General features: G+C 38.2%; 19 protein-coding genes, 2 pseudogenes and 1 riboswitch. Of the genes and pseudogenes, 13 read left to right on the top strand and 8 right to left on the bottom strand.

Features of this window, described 5'->3' with window-relative positions; all coding sequences use genetic code 11:
- Positions 1-342: 342 nt before the first annotated feature.
- The 3 genes from gcvP to gcvT are packed head-to-tail and all read right to left on the bottom strand — an operon-like array spanning position 343 to position 4,631.
- Positions 343-3,138: an aminomethyl-transferring glycine dehydrogenase gene (gcvP, locus tag ACFIMQ_RS06180; RefSeq protein ID WP_375703623.1), complete on the bottom strand. Its 2,796-nt coding sequence runs from the start codon at positions 3,136-3,138 to the stop codon at positions 343-345.
- 5 nt (positions 3,139-3,143) lie between these two features.
- Entirely contained in the window at positions 3,144-3,512 is a 369-nt protein-coding gene (gene gcvH, locus ACFIMQ_RS06175) for a glycine cleavage system protein GcvH (protein WP_375703611.1), read from the bottom strand.
- 6 nt (positions 3,513-3,518) lie between these two features.
- Entirely contained in the window at positions 3,519-4,631 is a 1,113-nt protein-coding gene (gene gcvT, locus ACFIMQ_RS06170; protein WP_375703610.1) for a glycine cleavage system aminomethyltransferase GcvT, read from the bottom strand.
- Between the two features lie 136 nt (positions 4,632-4,767).
- Positions 4,768-4,865, bottom strand: a riboswitch (glycine riboswitch).
- A 447-nt stretch (positions 4,866-5,312) separates the two neighbouring features.
- Between gcvT and ACFIMQ_RS06165 the strand changes: the two genes are divergently transcribed.
- A complete protein-coding gene (locus ACFIMQ_RS06165; RefSeq protein WP_375703609.1) occupies positions 5,313-5,975 on the top strand; it encodes an LON peptidase substrate-binding domain-containing protein in 663 nt (220 codons plus the stop codon).
- Positions 5,976-5,988: 13 nt separating this feature from the next.
- Positions 5,989-6,195, top strand: coding sequence for a Trm112 family protein (locus ACFIMQ_RS06160; RefSeq protein WP_375703608.1), 207 nt, complete (start codon positions 5,989-5,991; stop codon positions 6,193-6,195).
- Between the two features lie 1,803 nt (positions 6,196-7,998).
- Here the strand turns inward: ACFIMQ_RS06160 and ACFIMQ_RS06155 are convergent.
- A complete protein-coding gene (locus tag ACFIMQ_RS06155; protein WP_375703607.1) occupies positions 7,999-9,015 on the bottom strand; it encodes a bifunctional riboflavin kinase/FAD synthetase in 1,017 nt (338 codons plus the stop codon).
- Positions 9,015-9,860: a TIGR01459 family HAD-type hydrolase gene (locus ACFIMQ_RS06150; RefSeq protein ID WP_375703606.1), complete on the bottom strand. Its 846-nt coding sequence runs from the start codon at positions 9,858-9,860 to the stop codon at positions 9,015-9,017. Before ACFIMQ_RS06150 ends, ACFIMQ_RS06155 begins: the two co-directional genes overlap by 1 nt.
- 1,171 nt (positions 9,861-11,031) lie before the next feature.
- On the opposite strand from ACFIMQ_RS06150, the pseudogene ACFIMQ_RS06145 reads away from it, so the two are divergent.
- Positions 11,032-11,424, top strand: a pseudogene (locus ACFIMQ_RS06145) (helix-turn-helix domain-containing protein); the annotation flags it as partial.
- A gap of 377 nt (positions 11,425-11,801) precedes the next feature.
- Here the strand turns inward: ACFIMQ_RS06145 and ACFIMQ_RS06140 are convergent.
- The 3 genes and pseudogenes from ACFIMQ_RS06140 to ACFIMQ_RS06130 all read right to left on the bottom strand — a co-directional run.
- A pseudogene (locus tag ACFIMQ_RS06140) lies at positions 11,802-12,194 on the bottom strand (integrase); the annotation flags it as partial.
- 466 nt (positions 12,195-12,660) lie between these two features.
- On the bottom strand, positions 12,661-12,897 hold the full coding sequence (locus ACFIMQ_RS06135; RefSeq protein ID WP_375703605.1) for an EexN family lipoprotein: 237 nt from the start codon (positions 12,895-12,897) through the stop codon (positions 12,661-12,663).
- Between the two features lie 1,026 nt (positions 12,898-13,923).
- Positions 13,924-14,649: a hypothetical protein gene (locus ACFIMQ_RS06130; protein ID WP_375703604.1), complete on the bottom strand. Its 726-nt coding sequence runs from the start codon at positions 14,647-14,649 to the stop codon at positions 13,924-13,926.
- Between the two features lie 398 nt (positions 14,650-15,047).
- On the opposite strand from ACFIMQ_RS06130, the gene ACFIMQ_RS06125 reads away from it, so the two are divergent.
- From ACFIMQ_RS06125 to virB11, 10 genes are all read left to right on the top strand, one after another.
- Positions 15,048-15,368 carry a TrbC/VirB2 family protein gene (locus tag ACFIMQ_RS06125; RefSeq protein ID WP_375616686.1) on the top strand — a complete coding sequence of 107 codons (321 nt, stop codon included), beginning with the start codon at positions 15,048-15,050 and terminating at the stop codon, positions 15,366-15,368.
- Positions 15,369-15,677: a type IV secretion system protein VirB3 gene (locus ACFIMQ_RS06120; RefSeq protein WP_375703603.1), complete on the top strand. Its 309-nt coding sequence runs from the start codon at positions 15,369-15,371 to the stop codon at positions 15,675-15,677.
- A 22-nt stretch (positions 15,678-15,699) separates the two neighbouring features.
- The gene (locus ACFIMQ_RS06115; RefSeq protein ID WP_375616684.1) at positions 15,700-18,054 is read left to right on the top strand and encodes a VirB4 family type IV secretion/conjugal transfer ATPase; all 2,355 of its coding nucleotides are present in this window, start codon (positions 15,700-15,702) and stop codon (positions 18,052-18,054) included.
- Positions 18,051-18,536, top strand: a complete 486-nt coding sequence (locus ACFIMQ_RS06110; RefSeq protein WP_375616683.1) for a type IV secretion system protein VirB5 — start codon at positions 18,051-18,053, stop codon at positions 18,534-18,536. Before ACFIMQ_RS06115 ends, ACFIMQ_RS06110 begins: the two co-directional genes overlap by 4 nt.
- Positions 18,523-19,509 carry a type IV secretion system protein gene (locus ACFIMQ_RS06105; protein ID WP_375616706.1) on the top strand — a complete coding sequence of 329 codons (987 nt, stop codon included), beginning with the start codon at positions 18,523-18,525 and terminating at the stop codon, positions 19,507-19,509. The genes ACFIMQ_RS06110 and ACFIMQ_RS06105 overlap by 14 nt, the downstream gene beginning before the upstream one ends.
- Before the next feature lie 211 nt (positions 19,510-19,720).
- Complete coding sequence (locus tag ACFIMQ_RS06100; RefSeq protein ID WP_375616682.1) at positions 19,721-20,023, top strand: type IV secretion system protein VirB7; 303 nt, start codon at positions 19,721-19,723, stop codon at positions 20,021-20,023.
- Positions 19,977-20,681: a virB8 family protein gene (locus tag ACFIMQ_RS06095; RefSeq protein WP_375616681.1), complete on the top strand. Its 705-nt coding sequence runs from the start codon at positions 19,977-19,979 to the stop codon at positions 20,679-20,681. Before ACFIMQ_RS06100 ends, ACFIMQ_RS06095 begins: the two co-directional genes overlap by 47 nt.
- Positions 20,678-21,544, top strand: a complete 867-nt coding sequence (gene virB9 / locus ACFIMQ_RS06090) for a P-type conjugative transfer protein VirB9 (protein WP_375609219.1) — start codon at positions 20,678-20,680, stop codon at positions 21,542-21,544. Before ACFIMQ_RS06095 ends, virB9 begins: the two co-directional genes overlap by 4 nt.
- Positions 21,537-22,697: a type IV secretion system protein VirB10 gene (gene virB10, locus ACFIMQ_RS06085; RefSeq protein WP_375703602.1), complete on the top strand. Its 1,161-nt coding sequence runs from the start codon at positions 21,537-21,539 to the stop codon at positions 22,695-22,697. Before virB9 ends, virB10 begins: the two co-directional genes overlap by 8 nt.
- Positions 22,694-23,764: a P-type DNA transfer ATPase VirB11 gene (gene virB11 / locus ACFIMQ_RS06080; protein WP_375703601.1), complete on the top strand. Its 1,071-nt coding sequence runs from the start codon at positions 22,694-22,696 to the stop codon at positions 23,762-23,764. The genes virB10 and virB11 overlap by 4 nt, the downstream gene beginning before the upstream one ends.
- The last annotated feature ends 25 nt before the right edge of the window (positions 23,765-23,789 follow it).

The raw sequence follows: 23,789 nt of genomic DNA, 5'->3' as shown, positions 1-23,789 counted from the left end.
TCTTCTTTTTAATTTTTTATCCATATACTCAATTTTCTTATAACGCGTAAAAAAATGCTCGGGATTCATCATGAATAGATTTGAAATAAAAAACGCATACGACTTGCTGCTCTCATGCAATAGAGAGAATTTATAAATTATTATTATAAGTTCATATATGGCCTACAAAATACAATTTTTTGTCAACTTTTTCGATTTTGCTCATGATATAAAAATAACGTAAAGTTCTAGAAAATAGACAAATAATTCCATAGTAACATGATTAACAAGTACAAAACCCACACAAAATGTGTGGGCTTTTTTTGTTTATGCAAATAAACAAATTAAATATATATTTTTTATTTAATAGGTGTTTCCCAATGGCGGGCACGAACAAATGAGCATTCTGTCTCCCGCAACATTATCAATACGCGATACAGGAGGCCAATATTTATTAGCTGGATCAAGGGAGCTATTGGGAAAAGCAGCTTCTTGTCGCGAATAGGGTCGCGCCCAAGCATCATCTAAAGTATCTACCACTGTATGGGGGGCATTCACCAATGGATTATTGTCTTTTGGCCAAACCCCGCTACCGACTTTCTTAGCTTCTTCAGCAATGGAGAGTAAAGCATCACAAAAACGATCAATCTCTGCTTTTGGTTCTGATTCCGTTGGCTCAATCATCAAAGTTCCGGGAACAGGAAATGACATCGTGGGCGCATGGAATCCATAATCAATGAGACGTTTTGCAATATCATCAACACTCACCCCATACTGTTCTTTCAACACGCGTGTATCCACAATACATTCGTGCGCAACACGTCCATGCTTGCCCCGATAAAGAATGGAATAAGCGGCTGAAAGACGTGCAGCAATATAATTGGCATTTAAAATGGCTATTTGTGTTGCATATTTTAAGCCATCAGCCCCCATCATTCGAATATACATCCATGTAATCGCAAGAATAGAGGCACTTCCATAAGGAGCAGCCGAAACCGCATGCGTTGTCCCATCTTGTTCATGACCTGGTAAGAATGGCTTGAGATGCGTTGCAACCCCAATTGGTCCCATACCAGGACCACCACCCCCGTGAGGAATGGCAAATGTTTTATGAAGATTCATATGACAAACATCAGCGCCAATATCCGCAGGACGAGCAAGCCCCACAAGGGCATTGAGATTAGCACCATCAAAATAAACTTGTCCGCCATTTTCATGAATAATAGAACAAATTTCCTTAATGCTTTCCTCATAAACACCATGGGTTGAAGGATAAGTAATCATGAGAGCAGCCAATTTATCTTTATGCAATTGCGCTTTCATTTTGAGATCGTCTACATCAACATCACCATCGCTTAAACATTTTACCACAACGACTTCCATACCTGCCATATGGGCCGAGGCTGGATTGGTACCATGCGCAGATGCAGGAATAAGACAAACTGTACGTTGATGTTCTCCCCGTGATTGGTAATATCGTCGGATAGCCAAAAGCCCAGCATATTCACCTTGAGCACCAGAATTTGGCTGAAAAGAAACTTGCGCAAATCCTGTAATTTCGCACAACCACGCATTTAACTGGTTGATCATCTCCAAATATCCCGCTGCATCCTCTTGTGAAACAAAGGGGTGTATATTGGCCATGCTCGCCCAACTTACAGGCATTAATTCAGCCGCGGCATTAAGCTTCATTGTACAAGAACCAAGAGGGATCATAGCGCGATCCAGCGCCAAATCCTTATCCGCTAAACGACGCAAAAAGCGCATCATATCTGTCTCTGAATGAACCGCATGAAAAAAAGACTGAGAAAGAAAAGCAGCATCCCGTTTTTTTCCAAAGAGTCGAGGAGAAACCTGATCGCCTAATTGTGCCCCCAAAAGCTGCGCTAAAGCACCAGCATCTTCTTCTGTTGATAATTCATCAAAATTGATTGCAATAGCGTCATCATCAAGAACACGAATAAGGCGCCCACCTATTTTGGCTTGATGCGCAATCTCTCGCGCTTTTCCCTTAACAGAAATACTCACACAATCAAAAAAGCTTTTCCCTTCAACATGAACCCCTGCTGCTTCTAAACCAGCAACAAAACGACATGTTAAATGATGAATTCGCTGTGCAATTTCTTGTAAGCCTTTTGGCCCATGCCAAACAGCATAAGCGGTTGCCATATTAGCCAACAAAGCCTGCGCTGTACAAATATTTGACGTCGCTTTATCACGCCGAATATGTTGTTCACGTGTTTGCAAAGCCAAACGAAAACCAACGCGTCCTTTGGTATCCACGGATTGACCAACAATACGCCCTGGAATAAGACGCGTTAACGCATCACTAACCGCAAGGTAACCAGCATGTGGACCACCAAACCCCATTGGGACCCCATAACGCTGCATAGAGCCAACAACAATATCTGCCCCCCATTGAGCAGGTGGCTCCTGAAGGGTAAGCGCTAAAGGATCAGCCACAACGATAACTAAAGCTCCCTTTTCCTTTGCCTCTTTTATAACCTCACTGTAATCATGAAAAAAACCTTTTGTATCTGGCCAAGATAAAACAATTGCCGCTGTATCAGAATCAATTGCGCCATTTTGGCTAATCTGAATCCCTTGTGTTTCAGCACGCGTTTGCGCAACACTCAAAGTTTGAGGATGTAAAAGACTCTGAAGAGAAATTTTTGTTTTTTTCTCACGGAAAAAGCGAAAAGCGAGGGCATTGGCTTCAGCTAAAGCCGTTGCTTCATCAAGAAGGGAAGCAGCAGCAACAGGCAAACCTGTTAGTTCACTAACCAATGTCTGAAAATAAAACAAAAGTTCTAAACGACCCTGGCTAATTTCTGCTTGATAAGGCGTATAAGCAGTATACCAAGCCGGATTTTCAAACAGATTTCGTAAAATAACCGGAGGCACATAAGTTCCATGATATCCTTGCCCAATAAAACTTTTGTGCACATGGTTACGCTCCATCATCTTGGAGAGTTCTTCCAAGGCTTGGTTCTCACTAGCAGCCTCTGGAAGATTCAATGAACGTCCCAAATGGATAGAATGTGGAACAGCTTGAGAAATGAGTGTCTCAACACTATCAAGCTCTAAAACATCAAGCATTTTTTGTGTTTCATCAGGACGAAGCCCAATATGTCGAGAAGAAAAAGAACGCTCGATCATGCTACTCATCCAATCAAATCCTTATAAGCATCTTCATCTAACAACTCATCCAGTTGAGTTTCATCTTGCAATGTCATCTTCCATAACCAGCCTTCTGTTTCGGGTTTCTGGTTTACCAGTTCAGGATTATCAGTCAATGCTTCATTTCTTTCGACCACTTCACCATCAAGAGGCGCATAAACATCTGAAGCCGCTTTCACCGATTCCACAACAGCCGCCGCCTCCCCCTTGGAAAGTTTTGTCCCACTTTGCGGTAAATCAACAAAAACCAAATCCCCTAATTGCTCTTGCGCATAATGCGTAACCCCAACAGTCACTACTTGTCCTTCAACTCTAAGCCATTCATGGTCTTGTGTAAAATAAGTTTTAGACATAAAAAATCATCCTTTAAAATAACGTTGTTCAACAAAGGGAAGAGAATGAACTGATAGTGCAATCTTTTTGCCTCGCAGTTCTGTAAAGACTTGTGTTCCTTCAACTTTACAATCAACAGGAACGTAACCCATTGCGACAGGCCCCTCAAAAGAAGGACCAAAACCACCTGATGTTACAACTCCAATCTCATGGCCTTGATCATCGAGAAGCACTGCACCGGCACGAATAGGTTGGCGCGTCTGCGGTTTTAATCCAACGCGACAACGAGTAGGTCCTTTTTGCAGTGCTTCAAGAAAAGCCTTTGCACCATAAAATTGTGCTTTTTCTCGAACACTTTTAGGAACAGCCCATGTTAGAGCCGCATCAATAGGTGTCGTATCAGGGGTAATATCATTTCCATGCAAACACAGCCCCGCTTCCAACCGCAAGCTATCGCGTGCGGCAAGTCCAATCCACTCAACACGAGAATCACTCAGCAATTTTTCAGCCAACATATGCGCATGCCCTATAGGCAAAGCAATTTCAAAACCATCCTCTCCCGTATAACCAGAACGCGTTATAAACCAATCTTGTTGTGGTTCGAACCCTTGCATAAAGAACAATTCATTCCCTGGTAGATCTGCATCTGCAAGAACAGCTGCTGCTTCAGGACCTTGAAGAGCAAGCAATACCCTTTCAAGGGCAATCACTTGACATTCAAAATCAACAGCACGCTTTTCTAATTCTACAAAATCAGCCTGTGCATTCCCAGCATTGGCAACCAACATAAAACGGCACTCTGCCAAACGGGTAATAATAAGATCATCAAGAATACCAGCCTGCTCATTAAGCAAATAATTATACCGTGATTGCCCAATCTTTAAAGCTGCTGCATCAATGGGAAAAGCATAGGATAAAAATTCCACTGCTTGTGCCCCTTCAATGGTAATCAATTTCATATGAGAAATATCAAAAAGTCCTGCATGTGCACGCGTATGAAGATGCTCTTTCAAAACGCCAAGAGGATAAGTTAAAGGCATGTTCCAACCCGCAAAAGCGCCAAATTTTGCTCCTGCTTTTTCATGCAAATCATATAAAGGAAGTGTTTTTAAAAAAGATGTTTCTTGTGCTGTGCCCATAATAACTCCAAAGCCGCGTAACGCCCACACAATATGGCCGCTTCTGCACCCCTCTGTCATCAACCTGAGAGACTCGCGAAAAGACCTTTCGCTTACACCTTCGGCGCGGGCTCTCCCGACTTTCCAGATCTGCCTTCTTCCTTTTACGGTCCTTAAAGCCTGAGAGATTATGGGCTATTTCCCCTTCGGCGGCAATGCGAAAATTTGCAATCTGCACTCTCCCGCAAAAGAATGAAAGAAACGATAACGCTCTTTCCAGCATATTTAAACCTATAGCCTATCTTTATCACACTGTCATCAGTAAATTGATGAAAATACTCTCATTTTAAAACTTGCATAAGCGGCTTCAAAGGATTTATAATAGTATCCTTTTGAACTTTACAAAAATTGTAAGGAACGCATTTTAGGAAATTTAAGACAAAAATCAAAAGCTATCAAAAAAGATACCCCTTGAAAATCATGCAAAACGTCACACACTAAAAAGATCGCAAAGCAATATTCTTTCTCGCGCGGTTCAACCTTAAAGATAGGGTTTCATATTCTTTTTGAGAATAAGGACTTCAAATATTTTATAAGTATGATTTTAATGCACAAGAAGTGGATTTTCTGCTTTACTCAATAGTGTCACAAATTGCAACTATTTACAGACTAAAACTACCGAACAAAGGTGACAAAATACTCATGAAAGCTGGTAATATCTCTTACAATTGTGAAAATGATCTTCCAAAGCAAATTGCTCTTTTTCCTTTAGAAGGTGCACTCTTACTACCCGGTGGTTTTTTATCACTCAACATTTTTGAGCCAGAATCACTTGAAATGATTGAAAACGTTATGGTAACTGATCGTCTATTGGGCATTATTCAACCACTTTCATCGGATACAAACCGCTTCTCTACACAACTTTATAAAACAGGTTGTATAGGACGCATTACAAACTACAGTGAAACAGGAAATGGACAACTGTTCATTATCTTACAAGGTGTTTGCCGCTTCACCTTAGAACAAGAATTGAAAAACACAAAATCCTATCGAACAGCTCTCATCCAATCAAACATAAAAGACTTGCAAGAATTTGATATTGAAGAAAGCATTAACCGAGAGAACTTACTTGACGTTGTAGAAAAATATCTAACCATCCATGAAATGGAATATAATTGGAGCAGTATCATAGAAGCCCCTACACCTATATTAGTTAATGCTTTTTCAGCTCTTATTCCCTTTACACCAGCAGAAAAACAAGCTCTCCTTGAAGCTCCAGATATCAGAAGTCGTGCCCAAACTCTTCTTGCATTAACAGAACGCTCACTCATGAAGCAAACAGGAACAAATTACCGTTTAAACTAATGGACGTCCAAACATGAAAAAAATGACCACAGATCCTAAAATGCTTGAATTGCTCGTCTGCCCAATGACAAAAGGCACGCTCTCTTTCAACCCAAAAACACAAGAGCTCGTTTCTTACAAAGCCAAACTTGCCTATCCTATTCGTGATGGCGTTCCCATTATGCTTGCTTCGGAAGCACGCCCTTTGCAAAATAATGAAGAAATAACGCGTAAAAAATAAAAAATTTCCAAGCAATTTCCCTCTACAAGCCCACTGTTATCAAGCCTCTATCCCTATGATATCTCAAGTGTTGACGAATTCTGAAAAAAAGCGTTTTACAATATAGTAATACACCGATTTAAAAGATATTTATATCGCTTTACACCTTGTAATAAAAGCCAAAAATATCATCAGATTCTCTCACATTCCAGCCTGTTCATACTGTGGAGCAATCAAAACCATTTGTTTGTCCAATACAAGCATCTGAACAAAAACAATTAAAAAGGGAATAAAAATGGCCCTTATGAACCTTTTAAATACAAAGGTCATAATAACATTTTGAATCAACCCAAGTGAATGAAGTTTATTAAATATAAAGGTAATTATATTTCATGGACTTTACATTATACCATTCACGAATACCATCGTGAAATAGATATGGGGAGCATTGATAAATGTTTTTTTAACAAGCACATAAATTAGCAAAACAAGTATATTCCGTTTGGAGCTTCTATTTTTTACATAAAGGATGTTATCCTATTCAAAAAACAAGAAAAACAAAAATCCGAGGCAGTGCATCATCTTCATTTTCATTATTTAAGAGATATTGCTTTGGGCACTTTTGAAAGTAGCAAAGTCGAATTTAAAAGAGATGAGTACGCTAGACGGATTTCCTCCTTTATAACCTCATATTTTCCCATAATGAGTATGTAGATCGGTTTTAGAAATTACCCAAACAAGAGATACGCAATACACTCGCTCTCATTTGATAACAAAGGTAGGAACAGCTAATAGAGCTCTTATCCGTCTCAATCTTAGTCTCAAACATGCTCCTGCGTTAGAATTGGATGTTGATTTACAAATAACAACACATGAGAAGAACAACGCCATAAAGTCACGAATAGACCGAAAATGGAATGGAGAAATGCCCCAACTTTTATCCAACCTTTCTATCAAAAAAAACAATGATACCATTGTCTTTGCGTTTGCTTATCCTTACTGGAGTGGCTTCCTTTTGCCTTATATATATGCGTTTATTTGTGAAAGATAAATGAAAATATATAGACAGTTCTTGGCTTGAGAATATGCAAGAGCTACCGTGATACGACAACAAAGTTGTGCCTTTATCATCAAAAGCATTAGAAATTATGAAACAAGATCGCCCGCTTTCTCATAATGATTTCTTTTGTCTGTAATCAATCGCGGTCTCCTTAATGTGAATTCCCTATCACAACATATGAGAGAAACGAGACTTAAAGCCTTTCTCATCAGCTTCATTCTTGTTTACGCGATTGGTTAACACGAAAGCCGCTGCTGACCATTGATCTACTTTACGAGACTCGACAAACTAAAACCCGCTTAAAAATTTTCATCATACGACGAACAAAAAATACTACATGCGTAAAGTTTTACATGAGCCAAATATCATTATAAAAGGCGATATAGTATAAACGACATAATAATACAAATCAGAAAAAAGAAGCAATAAACTTTAAAATAAAAAACATCAATTTTAAAAACAGCATTTCTCCCTTTTCACATTTATTATCATTGCCCAATACTCTTGGTACTTATTCATTTACTACATCTTGCACCATGGATTTTAACGAATCAGAAAGAAACAAGCAGTAAACTTTTGAATGATAACAAAAGCCATAAAATTAACTTTGAAAAAGATAATGCCTAAATCAGATCTTCAGATATTCGATTCTCCCTCTCAACAACGGAAAAAACATATATTCCACGACGTTTTGGAATATATCTTTGTGATTATAATCACTTTAAGTGCTATTTTTACTGCTCTTCTCTCTTTTTCAGATAAATTTAAGGCATATTTTTAAAAGTAAGCAGCCTATCTAACTGTGATAATGGTTGTACTGTCTTTAAAATTTCTTTTGCTTTTTTTTCATCACGGTGCATTTGTGCAATCAAAGGTTCAAGCCCATCAAATTTTTCTTGTCCGCGCAAAAATTGAAAAAAAGAAACGGTACAGCTTTCCCCATAAAGGTCATCGTTAAAATCAAACAAATAGGTTTCCAAAAGTGGTGTACCATCTTTAACAACCGTTGGACGACAACCAAAGCTTGCAACGCCATCATACAAAACACCGTTCGCACGACGCAAACGTACCGCATAAACACCATGTGCCAAACGAACTTGAGGAGGCAACATCTGATTAGCAGTAGGAAATCCCAAAAGGCGTCCAAGTTTTTCGCCTTGAATAATATGGGAGCATACGCGATAGTGATACCCTAATAAATGGGCTGCTTTGTCCACTTCGCCTTGTGAGAGAAGCTTCCGAATACAACTCGAAGAAATGATCATCGGTTGTGAATCTTGATGACGAGAAACGCATGGATGAGAAAAGCAAGGAACTTGCACGACCTGAAATCCATATTCTTTTCCTCTTTGGCAAAGAAGATATACGTTTCCGCTTTTCTGATGACCAAATTGAAAATTTTCGCCTGTCACCACAACGGAAACATCAAAAACTTCCTTTAAAATCGACTTAATAAATTCATCTGCTGAAAGAGCAGCAAACTGTGCATCAAACGGCTGTTCAATCACGCCATCAAAGCCAAGGATTTTAAAAATTTCAGCTTTTTCAGCAGCCTCTGTCAAACGATAGACAGGCGCTGAACGTCGAAAAAAACTTCTTGGATGTGGTTCAAAAGTTAAAACAACTGCTGGTTTCTTTTTTATCGTCGCGAAATCAAGCGCTTTTTGTAACACCACCTGATGCCCGCAATGAACACCATCAAAATTTCCAAGTGCTAACACGGCTCCCCGCCAAGCCGAGGGAAACATATGAATTCCCTGAAGACGCAAAAAATTAGCCATTACTGAAGTGCCCACATGATTGCTTGTGGTTTATAACCATGACGTTCCAGAAAAGAATGCAAAGCTTGCTTATCCACCACACCATTCTTCATATAATCATAACAATGAATCCCCCCCATAATATAAAGGGCATCCAGCCCAAAATGAGCCGCCCCCTTAATATCCGTTAAAAGACCATCACCAATAGCCAAAACTTGACTTTTTTCTACTGTTCCCCGTATTTTTTGAAGTTTTTCAAAGGCACATTCATAAATAGGCGCGTGAGGTTTTCCAGCGATGCGGACTTCCCCTCCTAATTGTTGATAAAGACGCGCTAATGCACCAGCACACCAAAATTCCTTATTTCCATAATGGACAATTACATCAGGATTAGCACAAATAAAAGGTAAATTCCGCGCTCGCATACGATGAAACATCTCCTCATAAGCAGAGGGTTCTTCGTCAAAATCTTCAAGAAAACCACTACAGACAACAACAGAAGCCTCCCATTCTTCAACAAATTCACACTCTAACCCTTCAAACAGCACCAAATCACGTTGTGGCCCAATGAAAAAAACTTTACGCGGTGCAGTCCGAATGAGATCACGCGTGACATCCCCTGAAGTGATAAGTGCATCATAATAGTCGCTATGAACATTCATACTTTGTAATTGGGCAGCAACACCTTCCCGTAGTCGAGGAGAATTGGTCAATAAAATAACAGTTTTTCCCATTTGGCGAATTTTATACAACGCCTTCAACGCTGGTTCAAATGCATGTACACCGTTATGTACAACACCCCATACATCGCAAAAAACAGCATCATAATGTGCTATAATAGTCTCGATATGGGTAAGCTCATTCATAGTGCACCTATCTCTATTTGTCATTTATCAAGCTGTCTTTTACTTCAAAATTACTTATCGAAAGATAATAGTTCTGTCATCTGCTTTCTCAAACTATACCCCAACTTTGTATCGCCTATAGAGATCATACGAAATAATAAATAAAATAAATTATCGTTAAGTTGTGCAAAATTCTAAAATGCTTTATATCAAAAGCTTATCATTCCCAAATATTCATTTTTCTTATTTAACAACAAATGCATTGATACAGTTTTTTTATCTAAAAAACTCAAATTCTTTGCTTGGAAAATAAACGAATATCCCCCTTAGAAAAAACCGCTTCTTTAAGTATAAAATCTTTAATTTATAACAATAATTTATTATTAATGTATCATGAGAAAGCTAAATATCTTTTCTCATTTCAAATCTGTTTATATTGAATCAACCACAACTATTTTCTTGCATATTATAAGCGGGATGAGCGTGTAGATAAAAACACTTGAAAACTAAGAAATAAAATACCTCTTATGGTCCCTCTCAAATACAAAAACTGTCGTAACATTTTGAACTGACAAAGAGTATGTGCTGTCATACAGCTTTTTTTTCAATAAAGATAGAAGTATGACTTTTATACCATGCATGGAGGCTTTACCGTTATACACTTCACGAAACGCCATTGGTGAAATGGGCTTTAGCATTGGGAAATGTCCCTTAAAAACCAACATGTGAATATACAACAACCAAATCTATTCTGTTTTAATTTTGTTTTGCATGAGGGATATTCACTCATAAAAGCTTTCCCCTATCATCATGATATCTAAACCGTATTTAAAAAAACCATTTTGCTCACCTATATAAGAAAAACAAATCTTTTTGGTTATTGATTAAGTACAGCACCATAAGCGGTGCTTTAAGCTTAAAAGCCAAGCTTTATCTTTGTGAAAAACAGAATTGAGAACATAACTTGAATGAGTAAGCGTAAAAAATTGAGAAGCAAAAAACCTTTTAAAGGATGTTTTGATCGTATACGCCAACAATCAATAGGGAAAACAAACCTGAAACCTCGATACATAAATTTACTCCGCGTTACGGATATCTCGGAATTCCGGGAGGCTTTGCTATGTCTAGGTGCTTTCAGCACTACAAGCAAAAAGCTGATTCGAGGTCAGTGCTTGTTACTCCCAGAATACCAATGCGAGGGCGCTCGCAACTGGAGGGAAAAGTGCATGTTCAAAATTCTCATATTGATCTTTTTGTAGGTAAAAAATTCGCTTTAGGCGAAAAATGTTGAAGATGTCTCAAAAAACATTAGGACACCGTTTAGGTGTCACTTTCCAACAAATCCCAAAATAAGAAAAATGTTTAAATCGTGTGAGCTCAGGATGTTTAAAAGAAATTTCCGATATTTTGAATATTCTACTTGCCTTTCTTCTACACTGATATTGTCGCAAAAGAAAATACCCCATATCATCATGATGAAATCGCAGCAAGCAGAGAAGAATTTTTGCTTTTTAAAAATTTTAGAGTCCTCTCATCTGTCAAACAGAAAGCAATTTTAAACTTAATTTGTGATCAAAATAAAAGCGTTTGCATAGGTATAGGATGCCACACGCTTTGTTCTTGGCCTTCTCCTCACACTTCAAAGGACGCCCCCCCTCCTCAAACCGGTTGATAAACGATCCGCCTTTTCAAGAATAACTCCTTCGCAGCTTCCCATTTCATAGGGTTCCTTTCCCCAAATTATAGGAATAAGCCCTCCTTTGAATATTTACCGCACTTCTCTCATCAAAACAGCCTATGCATAAATTTTTGTGTCTTACATCACCATACCGCAAACAATAGTGTTTTACAGAACAATAGGACAAGCATTCATACGTATAAAGGGTAGCCCCCTCTTCGCTGTGGACACTCCATTAATTTTAAACGATGTGCATTTAATATACTTTCGTAAGATGCCTGCTTATAAAGGCATAAAGGTGAAAACCATTTACCATCTTTCCCATCTCCTTTTAATTCAGCTTTACGGCTTTCAAAAATACCCAAAGCAATATCTTTTAAATAATGCAGATTGCTTATTGCCTCACGCTTTTGTTTATCGCGTTCTTTAATGGGGTAACAACCCTCACGTAAAATAGAACGCCACCCAATTTCCAATTCATAGACTTGTTAAAAAAAAACATCTCTTAAAGTACCCAAGCCCACTTCGCGACAATGCCCATGAATGGTATAATGGTAAATTCATTGAGCAGCCCCATCTTTACGCTTGTGGGGAAGCAACCCGGCAACCATCACAAACTTTGCCAGCTCCCAATGTTGCAACAGCTCTTGGCACTTAAGACGATTCATAAGAACTATTTTTAGTCCTTTCTTATACAAATTCTATCCACATACTCACCCCGCTTGTGATATGCAAGAAAGTGATTTTGATTGATTCAACATAAACAGGTTTGAAATGAGAGAATCTTACGATATTCGGGACTCTCACTCAACATACAAAACAGTAAATTATCATTATAAATAAATTTATTGTATAAAGACTTGGTATCGTTATACATTCCTAAAAGCATGTTCTTTCCTCTAAAGTTTCAATGCGATACCAATGCCATCATAAGACAACGCGATCCTATACTCTCGTGAGAATAATCCTCAATTTTACAAAGTTGAAACAAACAACATAATGACCAATACAATTTGAGGCAATTATCTAAAAAATGATAACGATTACTACCTATAAAAATTAAAGAAGCAATTATTCTTTGAATAGTAACTTCTTTATTGAGACATTAATATATCAAAATTTATTGTAGAGTGTATATTTCTATTAAAAGCCGTGTTTACGACCTGTAGAATCAAGCTTTGGCGAGAAAAATAGTTCATTATCTGCTTGGAGAACATTTTGACAATTTTTAGATTCCTGAACAGCTAGTCCTGAAAGAAAACATTTCTTTCCCCATTCTTCTCTTAATTTTGCATCTTTCTTAAAATCTTCCACACTATAAGTTTTTTCACATCCCACAACGAATAATAGAGCCATGCATAATAAAATAATTTTTTTCATTTTACCCCTCTTTAAAGAGCTTATTTGTTAACATCATCCCCCAAATGGATTTTTAATTTTCACACTGTATGAGAATACAGCCTTACTATTACTTGCTTGCTTTCACAGCAAATACTCTGAGTAAAATAACGCAAGAAGAGCTCACGACAACCATTGTATGAATTTGTCATAAATACCATGAGAATGAAAAAGCCAAAACTGACCACAAATGATGAAATTAGAAGGTGCATTAATGCTTTTGTTCAACTTATTCAAATAGTTACATTGCAATAGGCATCGCCCCTAGCCCTATAAAAAGCCTATGAGCATTATAATACTTAAGTCTCACGATCATTAAACCACAAAGCCATAACAAAAAAGTATGAGCTCTTTTTACCTATTTGTATGTTGATTATTGTTCCCCAGCGAAGGCCTAAATAGAAACGTTTTTTGATATATAGAAAACAATCAGCAATGCAAATCATTTTTACGAAGATTTCTTCGTGTAGAGTCTATTTGAAATACATCCATTTTTTGGAAATCTGAATTTAAAAGCAGATAATTATGAAAGCTTTTCAAGAAATGCAACAGATTGATCACTTTTAAATAAGTAAAAAACGTGATCCAATCCTGAAGACAAAATTCTGATGAAAAAACTTTTGCTATGAATTCTTTTAAGGCATTGTGAAAGATTCTATCCGTTATATCAAACCTTACACCATTTTGAAATTTGTTCATTTTTACTTTTATCAACACCACTCTAGAAATCCGTTTCTTGAGCGTTTTTTATCGCCTCACTTTCTCCTTCAAACACAAATACTCAAAAAGACTTTGCCACCAACAATGACATTCCCGCCTCTTTTTAAAGCACATCAATAAGAGAAGCTATTTTAAGAGCAAATCTCTCTTCAACATGAATGTATCATCCATTTACTTCATAAACGAAAATAATCTCACCGTTTATTCAAATTTGCTCTACGATTTAGTACAATTTTATTGATAAAGTTTTTCTATAAAGATTTAAGTCAATAGGTTCGTTAAAACCAATCATGGACTAGCAAAGGGGTTATAGGATCCATTATCTCGCCGCCATTTTAAAGGTTCAGTGAAATCACTCGACCAAAGACCAATCTTGTTGCCACGTGCTTTTTCTTCCGCATGATGATACTGGACTGGAATAGGATTTTTCCCCTCTTTTGAGAGTACCAACATACCTTCTGTAAGACCTGCCTCAGCTAAATCAACCCCTTGAACAAAACATTGCGCATAATAAACACCATTGTGCATCAAAGCCTGTTTACAGGATAAATCCTGCCCAAGTGTTTTGGTGACAAGCCAAGCCATTGTAACCACACCACAGGACCATTCTTGATCATTTAATCTTGCTTTTTGACGGGGTGCACATGTGTCCACACCATAAAGATGAATATCACGGGAGATATGTGAGCGCCAAGATTGTGCAGCAGGCGTCAGTAATTTAAATGTAACCCCACTTGTAACAGAAGCCTTACCATGAAAAACAACAGTATTATTTGCAACATCATTTAATGAAACACTCTTCTGCAAATCGAGAGCTGGTTCATTTTTTTCTAATTGCTGTTTGGTGATAGATCTACCCAACTTTTTTTCTTCTCGATAGAGATCGACAATATCTTGGATATCTTGCGTCTCAAATGGTTTAAGAATGCTAAAATCCATTTTATCTTTATATTCGCTTAATCCCCACACTGTAGCCCCCATAATGTAAACAATAACAATTAATTTAAATGGCATCTCTTAACACGCTCGCTCAAAAAATTCGTTTTTTTCCTATCATTTCAGATTATTGATCAGCAATCCCCTTGTTTTTAAAGAAAAAATCCAAATATAAGTGTTGCAGATTAACTACATTTTGTAAAGAATAATATTCTTTCTTGCATTGTTTCAATATTGTTGTCTTTACCAAGATATACAACTTAAAATTGCCATTTTCATATAACACAATCTCAATTTGAGAAGACTTCTGTCTCTTTACAAAGAAGAGCTTGAGAGTGAACAGATCCACTATCAAGGCTTTTAAAACAAATAAATGAGGAGAATTAAACTGTTATCAAATGACAGCACTCTTCAGTTTGTTAGAGGCAATGGAATGTCGACATATGAACAAATATTATTTGTTAAAGAGAGGTAAAATGACAGATAATAGATTCCAGAACATCATTTTTATTGTGACCATGCTGCTTTTTACAGCAGTGCTTGTATCTGATCCTTCTTATGCTGCTTCTGCTCCTAGTGGAGGTGGTCTGGGAAATCTTGATGGTGTTTTAGGTAACATTGTCACAATGATGACGGGTGGAACGGCAAGGCTCATTGCTATTATATGTGTTGCTGCTGTGGGGATTGGCTGGATGTACGGCTTTATTGATTTACGCAAAGCAGCTTATTGTGTTCTAGGGATTGCTATTGTTTTTGGCGCCCCTACTCTCGTCACTAAATTAGCAGGCACAACATAAATGAACGAAGATACTCTTTTCCTTGCCTGTACGCGCCCAGCCATGTTTGCCGGTGTTACAATGGAAGCGATGGCGTTCAATGTCATGGCGACATCCATTATTTTCATTTTGACCAGTGATTTTACCATGTTTGGTCTTGGGATTGGGATGCATTTTATTTTGCGAGAAGTGACAAAGTATGACCACAACCAATTTCGCGTATTATTTGCATGGCTCAATACACGAGGAAAACAAAAAAACCTCAACCGATGGGGAGGAGGTTCTACCTCCCCTTTACGCCTTGTCCGCACGTATAAGGAACTAAGTTAAAGGAACGAAACCGGTGAACCAGATGTCAATCATGAAACGGGAAACTTTACCTGAAGAATATATTCCCTATATACGCTATATCAACCAACATGTCGTTGCTTTAAATTCACGCTGTTTAATGGTTGTGATGGCTGTTGAGGGTATAAATTTTGACACTGCAGATATTGATCAATTAAATTCTTTACACAACCAATTAAACACCCTTTTAAAAAATATCGCAGACGAACGGCTTGCTTTATATTCTCACATCATCCGCCGTCGTGAAACGATTTATCCAGAAGGCCATTTTCTTTCATCTTTTGCAACAAAATTAGATGAAAAATATAAAAAGAAAATGGTTTCGCAAGAACTGTATCGAAATGATCTGTTTATTTCACTGCTTTGGAATCCCGCAGCGGATAAAACCGAAAAACTAGCTTCATTTTTTCAGCGCTTGAGCAAAGCAAAAAAAACTCATTCTGAACCTGATGAAGAAGCTATTCGTAAACTCGAAGAGTTAAGTCAAGATCTTATGCAAGGTTTGGAGGAGTATGAAGTCCGTCTGCTATCAATCTATGAACATGAAGGACTTTTATTTTCCGAACAAAGTGAATTTCTCCACCAGCTAGTGGGGGGAAGACGTGAGCGTATTCCTCTCACATTTGGAACTATTGCTTCAACAATTTACTCGGATCGTGTTATTTTTGGAAAAGAAATTATCGAAATTCGCCATGAAAGCAATGAACGCTTTGTGGGCATGTTTGGATGGAAAGAGTATCCTTCTAAAACACGCCCTGGTATGACAGATGGTCTGCTTACGGTACCATTTGAATTCATTCTAACACAATCCTTTGTCTTTAAAAGTAAGGCAGCCGCCAGTGCGATTATGAGCCGCAAGCAAAATCAAATGATCAATGCGGCTGACCGTGCTAGCTCACAAATTGATGCATTGGATGAAGCGCTAGATGATTTAGAATCAAACCGTTTTGTTTTGGGAGAACACCACATTTCTTTAGCTGTTTTTGCTGATCATCCCAAAATATTATCTGAAAACTTATCAAAAGCACGTTCCCATTTAACCAATGGGGGAGCCGTGATTGCCAGAGAAGATTTAGGATTGGAAGCGGCATGGTGGGCACAGCTTCCTGGAAACTTTAGCTATCGTGCGCGTTCAGGCGCCATTACCAGCAGAAACTTTGCCGCTTTATCGCCTTTCCATTCTTTCCCTGTTGGCAAACTAAACGATAATGTTTGGGGGGCTGCTGTCGCATTGCTAAAAACACAGGCTGGTTCACCTTACTATTTTAATTTTCATTATGGTGATCTTGGAAACACATTTGTTTGTGGTCCATCGGGATCTGGTAAAACAGTGATTGTTAATTTTCTTCTTGCACAATTACAAAAACACAATCCAACTATGGTTTTTTTTGATAAAGATCAAGGAGCAGAGATTTTTGTACGAGCTGGAGGTGGAAAATACAAACCTTTAAAAAATGGACAATCCACGGGGATTGCGCCCTTAAAGGGCATGGAATACACCGAAAAAAATAAAATCTTTCTTCGTAATTGGATCTTAAAGCTAGTAACTGCTGAAGGTCAAATCGTAACAGAAGAAGAGCGACAAGATATCGCCAAAGCCATTGATTCCTTGGAAAACTTACCCCCAACCCAACGCTCTCTTGGTGCCCTTCAACTGTTTTTTGACAACACATCCAAAGAAGGGATTGCCATACGGCTGCAACGCTGGATTAGAGGCAATGATTTAGGATGGGTTTTTGATAATGATCAAGATGATCTCAATTTAAATGCACAGTTCATTGGATATGACATGACCGATTTCTTAGACAATGAAGAAATTCGGCGCCCCTTAATGATGTATCTATTTCACCGCATTCTTGATTTAATTGATGGGCGGCGCATCATTATCGTCGTTGATGAATTCTGGAAAGCTTTGGAAGATGATTCATTCAAAGCTTTTGCGCAAGATAGGCTAAAAACAATCCGTAAACAAAATGGCTTGATGCTCTTTGCAACACAAAGCCCTAAAGATGCTTTGAACTCAACAATCGCGCACACAATTATTGAGCAATGCCCCACCCAAATATTTTTTCCAAATCAAAAAGCAAATTACAATGATTATGTCGAAGCTTTCAAACTTACTGAGCGTGAATTTGAACTGATACAGTCAGAATTAAGCAGAGAATCCCGTCGTTTTCTCATCAAACAAGGACAAAGTTCCGTCGTTGCAGAACTTAACTTACGTGGAATGAATGATGAGATCGCCGTTTTAAGCGGCACAACAAAAAACATTGAACTCATGAATGAAATTATCAACGAATATGGAGCTGCCCCGGACAAATGGCTGCCCATATTTTATCAAAGGAGAAAAAATCAATGAAAAAATATGGCTTAGTTACACTGTTATCTTTTTCTTTTATTTCTCATGCAATAGCGCAAACAACACCCGATGCAGATGAATATTATAAACAAGCACTCGAGAACACACAAAAATTAAATGCTGCAAAATCAGAAACAGCTGAAACCATTTATAAAACTGCAACTGAAACTGCAAAAAAAATTAAAGAAATAAGTGATCAGCTTGAGCAACTTAAATCAAAACCAGATACAAAACCCGAAGAATTGCAAGTCCTTCGACAAGATCTTCAAGTAAAACTTTCTCTTCTTCAAGCCGATCTTCAAGTGGCTTCTTTAAAACTTCAGTCTCTTGACATGATTCAAGCAAGAGATACGAAAACAAAAGACGAATTGCGTGAAGAAAAGGAGCAACAAAAGCATAAGTATCTTGCGGCCCAATTAAAAGAAAAAGAAAAAGAATTAAAAGAAAAACTTGAAAGTACGCGTACAAATGTCAGACTTTAGTTTTTCTCCCTTTGAAAGCGTTTCTGGGTATATTTTAAAACCCCTTGATAATGTGATGGACACAACGGTGAGTGGGCTGTCTTCTGCTATTTCAGCGCCCATAAATCTCGCCGCAATTATTTTTATCTTTCTTTATGGCTATAATGTTATGACAGGTCGCGTTGCGCTTTCGATGCATAGTCTTCTCAATAATGTTGTTAAAATTGTTGTTGTGACAACAATGGCAACGAATGCGGATACATTTAATACTTATGTCAAGGATATTTTCTTCAATGATTTATCCAACGCTATTGGGAATGCGCTGAACAGCAATCCAGCAAGCTCCAATGTTTTTGATTATATTTTGTTAAAGGCAAGTTCGCGCTATCAAGAAGTCTTATACAATGCTTGGTTTTTTGAAAAAATCATTGTGGGTCTTCTTGGTTCTATCATGCTTCTCGCCGTTATTCTTTTTTGTATAGGTGGTTTTATTGTGCAAATGTTTGCACAAGTTGCACTCGTCATGATTATAGGTCTTGGTCCTCTATTCATTAGTTTGTATTTGTTCAATGCAACGCGAAAATACACCGATGCATGGATTGCAACTTTGATCAATTTTACCATTTTACAAGTTCTCGTGATCATGCTTGGAACCATTATATGTCAAGTTATCCTACAGGTTCTCAAAGTTTCATATGAATCAATTTACGTTCTTTTCCCCCCTGTCATCGTCATTTCGATCATAGGAGTTATTATCTTCCGTGCGCTTCCCGGTATTGCAACAGCGCTGGCCTCTGGCGGACCATACTTTAGCGCTGGTGTCTCTTCAGGAGGACAGATTTTCACAATGCTTGCCAATGGTGCAAGAACGAGCGGTAATGCAGTAAAAAGTGCCGCTTTACAAATCTCAGGTGCTGCCAGTAACGCTGCTAAAGGTGCGGCAGGCGCGGCAGCAAAAGCAGGAAGATCCGGAGGTGGTCGTGGTCGGTTTTAAGATAAAGCGCCTCTTTATAAAGAATAAGCATTTTTGTTTTTGCCTTGTGTGTGCCCTTTGGCGCACGCACCATGATCCTGTTCCAGATAAGTCCTAACATCTTGGGTCTTACAACAAAACCAATCAAAGTCTTGCATCACATAGACTTGTAAAAGTGTCCAGAATAAAGGCTCTCATGCATTGTATTCTAAGATATTTGTGAGTTCAAAAAATGAAACGAAAAATAACTTTTGTTATGGTCCTAACAATCGCTCTTACTGGTTGCGCCTCTTTGAGTGGACCCAAAAAACCACCACGCTGTAATGGCAAACATACACGTGCTTTAAATAAAGATAAGTGGAATTGGGACAATAAAAACGTTGTCCATCCAGAAAAGAGCGTAAAGCCTGTTACCACTCCCATCATTCTCAATACTTTGGAAAGTGAAAAAGCAACAGCCAATTCAGCTTTATTAAAGCCAATTATTCATGAAGCACAATCTGATAAAATTGTGGAGGTTACGCGTGAAAAGTGATGCCCTTGAAGAATATATAAAAGAAGCGCGTTCATTTGACATTGACCGCATGCATAGCATGCGCGTGCGAATGAAAATTTCCATGGCTTTAACAGTACTTTTGGGATTGATGACGATTGCGCTAGCTTTAGCTGTCGCAGCTTTGACGCCTTTGAAAACAGTAGAGCCTTTTGTTATCCGCGTTGATAACTCAACAGGCATTATTGATACTGTAAGTGCCCTCAAAGAATCCCCTAACGACTATGATGAAGCGATAACGCGTTATTTTGCCAGCCAATATGTTCGTGCCCGTGAAGGTTTTCAAGCATCAGAAGCAGAAAATAATTTTCGCTTAGTTTCTCTTTTATCTTCTCCCAAAGAACAAAACCGTTTTGCAAAATGGTACGCGGGCAATAATCCAGAAAGTCCGCAAAATATTTATCATAACATGATTGCTACCGTCACAATCAAATCAATCTCTTTTATAAGCAAAGATCTTATCCAAGTTCGTTATTATAAAACGATCAGAGACTTTAATGAAAAAGAAAGTATTTCCCATTGGATTTCAATCTTAAATTTTTCCTACGTAAACGCACACATTTCAACGTCTGATCGTCTTATCAACCCTCTTGGTTTTCAAGTATCGGAATATAGATCTGATCCAGAGGTGATAAAATGATCAGACTTTTACAAACAATCTCTTTAATTTTTACGATCACTCTCAGCTTTCACACAGTCCTCTCATTTGCGGAAACAGCGCCTATTAGCGCACGTAAAGATAACCGCATCAGATTTGTCAATTATGACCCCTACAACGTCGTACAAATTATTGGCTCCATTCGCTCTTCGGTTCAATTAGAATTTGCCGTTGATGAAGAAGTAACTTATGTAGGAATTGGAAATTCAGTTGCTTGGCAAGTTGCACCAGCTGGACACTTTGTTTTTCTCAAACCACGTGAAGTCCAGCCTGTAACCAATTTACAAATTGTCACAAGCCGCCAAGATGGAACACAACGCTCTTATCAATTCGAGCTACAAGTCCGTGAAGGCGATGTTTCAGCCGGCAATGAGACGTATTTCTTGGTAAAGTTTCGTTATCCAGAAGATGAAGCCTTACGTAAGAAATTAGCCGAAGCAGAAAAAGAAAAACAACGTGAAGAAAACTTTGTCAATGATATTTTAAATATCCATGAAGATTTTGGACCACGCAATTGGGCTTATGAAGCCCAAGGCTCTCCCCTCATTGAACCTGCTTCTGTCTATGATAATGGGAAAACAACAACCTTTACCTTTTTAGGCAACATTGAAATCCCTGCCATTTACATTGTATCGCCTGATGGGCAAGAGGCCCTTATTCCCAAATCGATTAAAGGCAACAAGGTTATTGTCCATGCAACATCTGCACAATTCACACTACGGCGTGGGAACGAAGTATTGTGCATTTTTAATAAAAGGTTCGTACCAGAAGGAATTAACCCTGAAACGGGTACGACATCACCATCTGTACAACGTAAAGTGAACATAGGAAGCAGCCATGAATAACACCGTGGATGAAAAAAACATTAATGATCGCGATACAATAAAAAATGCTCAGGGAAAAAGCCAACAGAGCAATGTAGGGAAAGCAGTCGCTCTTGTTATTCTTTTTAGTGTCTGTCTTTATTTAGCCTATTCAACACTTGTCACAGAGAAAAAACAACCGGTTGAATCTTCAAAAGAAGAAAAAGTTATCAAACAAACAGAACTTTTCCACCCTGCAAAGCCTACCCCTACCCCCCTTGAACAATCTCAACGAAAGAACGCTCTGTTGCCACAAATCGAGCTACCAACACCAACCATCAATCAATCAAATTCTAATGATCCACTGTTGGAAGCAGCACAACGTGCTCCTGTATTAGCTTATGCGCATACACAACAAAGCAAAATAGATTCACAAACAAATAATGGCGCTTTGCCTCACCAACTTGAAAGCAAACCTGATGAAACGACACAACGTTTTAATCATCTTCTCAAACCCACAGTGCTTGAAGGTATTCGCGCTTCAGCTCTTGGCAATCGAAATTATATCATCACGATGGGAACTTCTGTCCCTTGTATCTTAGAAACAGCCATCAACAGTGATCAACAAGGTTTTGCCAGTTGTATCGTCTCCAGAGATATCTTATCAGACAATGGTCGTGTTGTTCTTCTTGATAAAGGCACTCAAATTGTTGGTGAATATCGCGCTGGCTTGAAAAAAGGCCAAACACGTCTCTTTGTGCTATGGAATAGAGCAAAAACCCCTAATGGTATCATTATATCCTTAGCTTCACCTGCAACAGATGCTTTAGGGCGTTCTGGTATGGATGGAGACATTGATAATCATTGGTTGGAGCGGATTGGATCTGCACTTCTTGTATCACTGATAAAAGATGCAACAAGCTATACCAATAAACGTTTATCAAAAAAACAAGAAAAAGAAGAAACTGAAACACTCTCTTCAGGACAAAATATTGCAAATATTGTCGTCGAAAATTACGCCAATATTCCTCCAACATTATCCAAAAACCAAGGAGAAATGGTGAATATTTTTGTTGCCCGCGATTTAGATTTTTCCAGTGTTTATAAATTGAAAGTCATCGAAAACAAAAAACAGATTATCCATCGAGCTGTTTCAAAAAACTTTTACAAAAATTCTACGATACCTTTAAAATGAACCACAACTTACATACCATGAATAATGAAACTGTCGCGATTGTTCTCACAAAACTTAAACCCATCAGTGCTTTTTTGAAAGATGATAGTCTTTTTGAAATTGTTATCAATCGTCCCTATCAAGTAATGACTGAAGGATTTGATGGATGGAAAACAATAGAAGTACCAGCTCTCTCTTTTAATGAGCTTATGGGTATTGCGAAAGTTGTCGCATCCTATTCCAAGCAAAACATATCGGACAAAAAACCAATATTATCTGCCACTCTACCAGGCAATGAACGCATTCAAATTGTCATTCCGCCGGCTGTCGAAAAAGACACGATTAGTATGACAATTCGTAAACCATCATCGCAGAGTTTTTCTCTCGAAGAACTCGCAAATAAAGGACTCTTTTCGCTCTGTGAGCAGGTATCTTTCACGCCATTGAATAATTATCTTTCTCGTTTTAATGAACTCAAAATCATCGAGCATAACTTAGCCAATGCCTACTGTAATAAAGACTTTGTCTCCTTTTTAAATCAAGCTGTAAAATGCCAGAAAAATATTTTAATTGCGGGAAAAACCGGTTCAGGTAAAACAACATTATCAAAAGCATTAATCGCCAAAATCCCTCAAGAAGAGCGTATTATCACCATTGAAGACACGCAAGAATTGGTGATACCACACCCTAACCATGTCTCAATGTTCTATTCAAAAGATGGACAAGGCTTAGCCTCCGTTGGCCCCAAAGAGTTGCTTGAATCATCTTTACGGATGCGTCCTGATCGTATTCTTTTGCAAGAACTTCGAGATGGTACAGCCTTTTATTATATCCGCAATGTCAATTCAGGCCATCCAGGTTCCATTACGACGGTTCACGCATCAACAGCCCTTGCTGCCTTTGAGCAGATGACCCTTTTGGTCAAAGAAAGTGAAGGCGGTGGTGATTTAGAGCGTGATGATATTCGAGGACTGTTGATTTCAATGATTGATATCATCATCCAATGCAAACGGATTGAAGGAAAGTTTAAGGTCACAGAAATTTATTACGATCCCTTCAAACAACGAAACATCTTTGGAGGTGACTAAAAGAAGTTCACACCGGCTGCCAAAG

It is taken from the genome of Bartonella sp. AD13SXNS (assembly GCF_042196465.1).
Classification (GTDB): Bacteria; Pseudomonadota; Alphaproteobacteria; order Rhizobiales; family Rhizobiaceae; genus Bartonella.
The sequence above is the reverse complement of the archived record's forward strand: the minus strand, read 5'-3'. Positions and strand labels throughout refer to the sequence as shown.

Excerpts from the sequence above, each read along its gene's own strand:
- gcvP (WP_375703623.1), bottom strand. The coding sequence starts at position 3,138 with ATGATCGAGCGTTCTTTTTCTTCTCGACATATTGGGCTTCGTCCTGAT.
- gcvH (WP_375703611.1), bottom strand. The coding sequence starts at position 3,512 with ATGTCTAAAACTTATTTTACACAAGACCATGAATGGCTTAGAGTTGAA.
- gcvT (WP_375703610.1), bottom strand. The coding sequence starts at position 4,631 with ATGGGCACAGCACAAGAAACATCTTTTTTAAAAACACTTCCTTTATAT.
- ACFIMQ_RS06165 (WP_375703609.1), top strand. The coding sequence starts at position 5,313 with ATGAAAGCTGGTAATATCTCTTACAATTGTGAAAATGATCTTCCAAAG.
- ACFIMQ_RS06160 (WP_375703608.1), top strand. The coding sequence starts at position 5,989 with ATGAAAAAAATGACCACAGATCCTAAAATGCTTGAATTGCTCGTCTGC.
- ACFIMQ_RS06155 (WP_375703607.1), bottom strand. The coding sequence starts at position 9,015 with ATGGCTAATTTTTTGCGTCTTCAGGGAATTCATATGTTTCCCTCGGCT.
- ACFIMQ_RS06150 (WP_375703606.1), bottom strand. The coding sequence starts at position 9,860 with ATGAATGAGCTTACCCATATCGAGACTATTATAGCACATTATGATGCT.
- ACFIMQ_RS06135 (WP_375703605.1), bottom strand. The coding sequence starts at position 12,897 with ATGAAAAAAATTATTTTATTATGCATGGCTCTATTATTCGTTGTGGGA.
- ACFIMQ_RS06130 (WP_375703604.1), bottom strand. The coding sequence starts at position 14,649 with ATGCCATTTAAATTAATTGTTATTGTTTACATTATGGGGGCTACAGTG.
- ACFIMQ_RS06125 (WP_375616686.1), top strand. The coding sequence starts at position 15,048 with ATGACAGATAATAGATTCCAGAACATCATTTTTATTGTGACCATGCTG.
- ACFIMQ_RS06120 (WP_375703603.1), top strand. The coding sequence starts at position 15,369 with ATGAACGAAGATACTCTTTTCCTTGCCTGTACGCGCCCAGCCATGTTT.
- ACFIMQ_RS06115 (WP_375616684.1), top strand. The coding sequence starts at position 15,700 with ATGTCAATCATGAAACGGGAAACTTTACCTGAAGAATATATTCCCTAT.
- ACFIMQ_RS06110 (WP_375616683.1), top strand. The coding sequence starts at position 18,051 with ATGAAAAAATATGGCTTAGTTACACTGTTATCTTTTTCTTTTATTTCT.
- ACFIMQ_RS06105 (WP_375616706.1), top strand. The coding sequence starts at position 18,523 with ATGTCAGACTTTAGTTTTTCTCCCTTTGAAAGCGTTTCTGGGTATATT.
- ACFIMQ_RS06100 (WP_375616682.1), top strand. The coding sequence starts at position 19,721 with ATGAAACGAAAAATAACTTTTGTTATGGTCCTAACAATCGCTCTTACT.
- ACFIMQ_RS06095 (WP_375616681.1), top strand. The coding sequence starts at position 19,977 with ATGAAGCACAATCTGATAAAATTGTGGAGGTTACGCGTGAAAAGTGAT.
- virB9 (WP_375609219.1), top strand. The coding sequence starts at position 20,678 with ATGATCAGACTTTTACAAACAATCTCTTTAATTTTTACGATCACTCTC.
- virB10 (WP_375703602.1), top strand. The coding sequence starts at position 21,537 with ATGAATAACACCGTGGATGAAAAAAACATTAATGATCGCGATACAATA.
- virB11 (WP_375703601.1), top strand. The coding sequence starts at position 22,694 with ATGAACCACAACTTACATACCATGAATAATGAAACTGTCGCGATTGTT.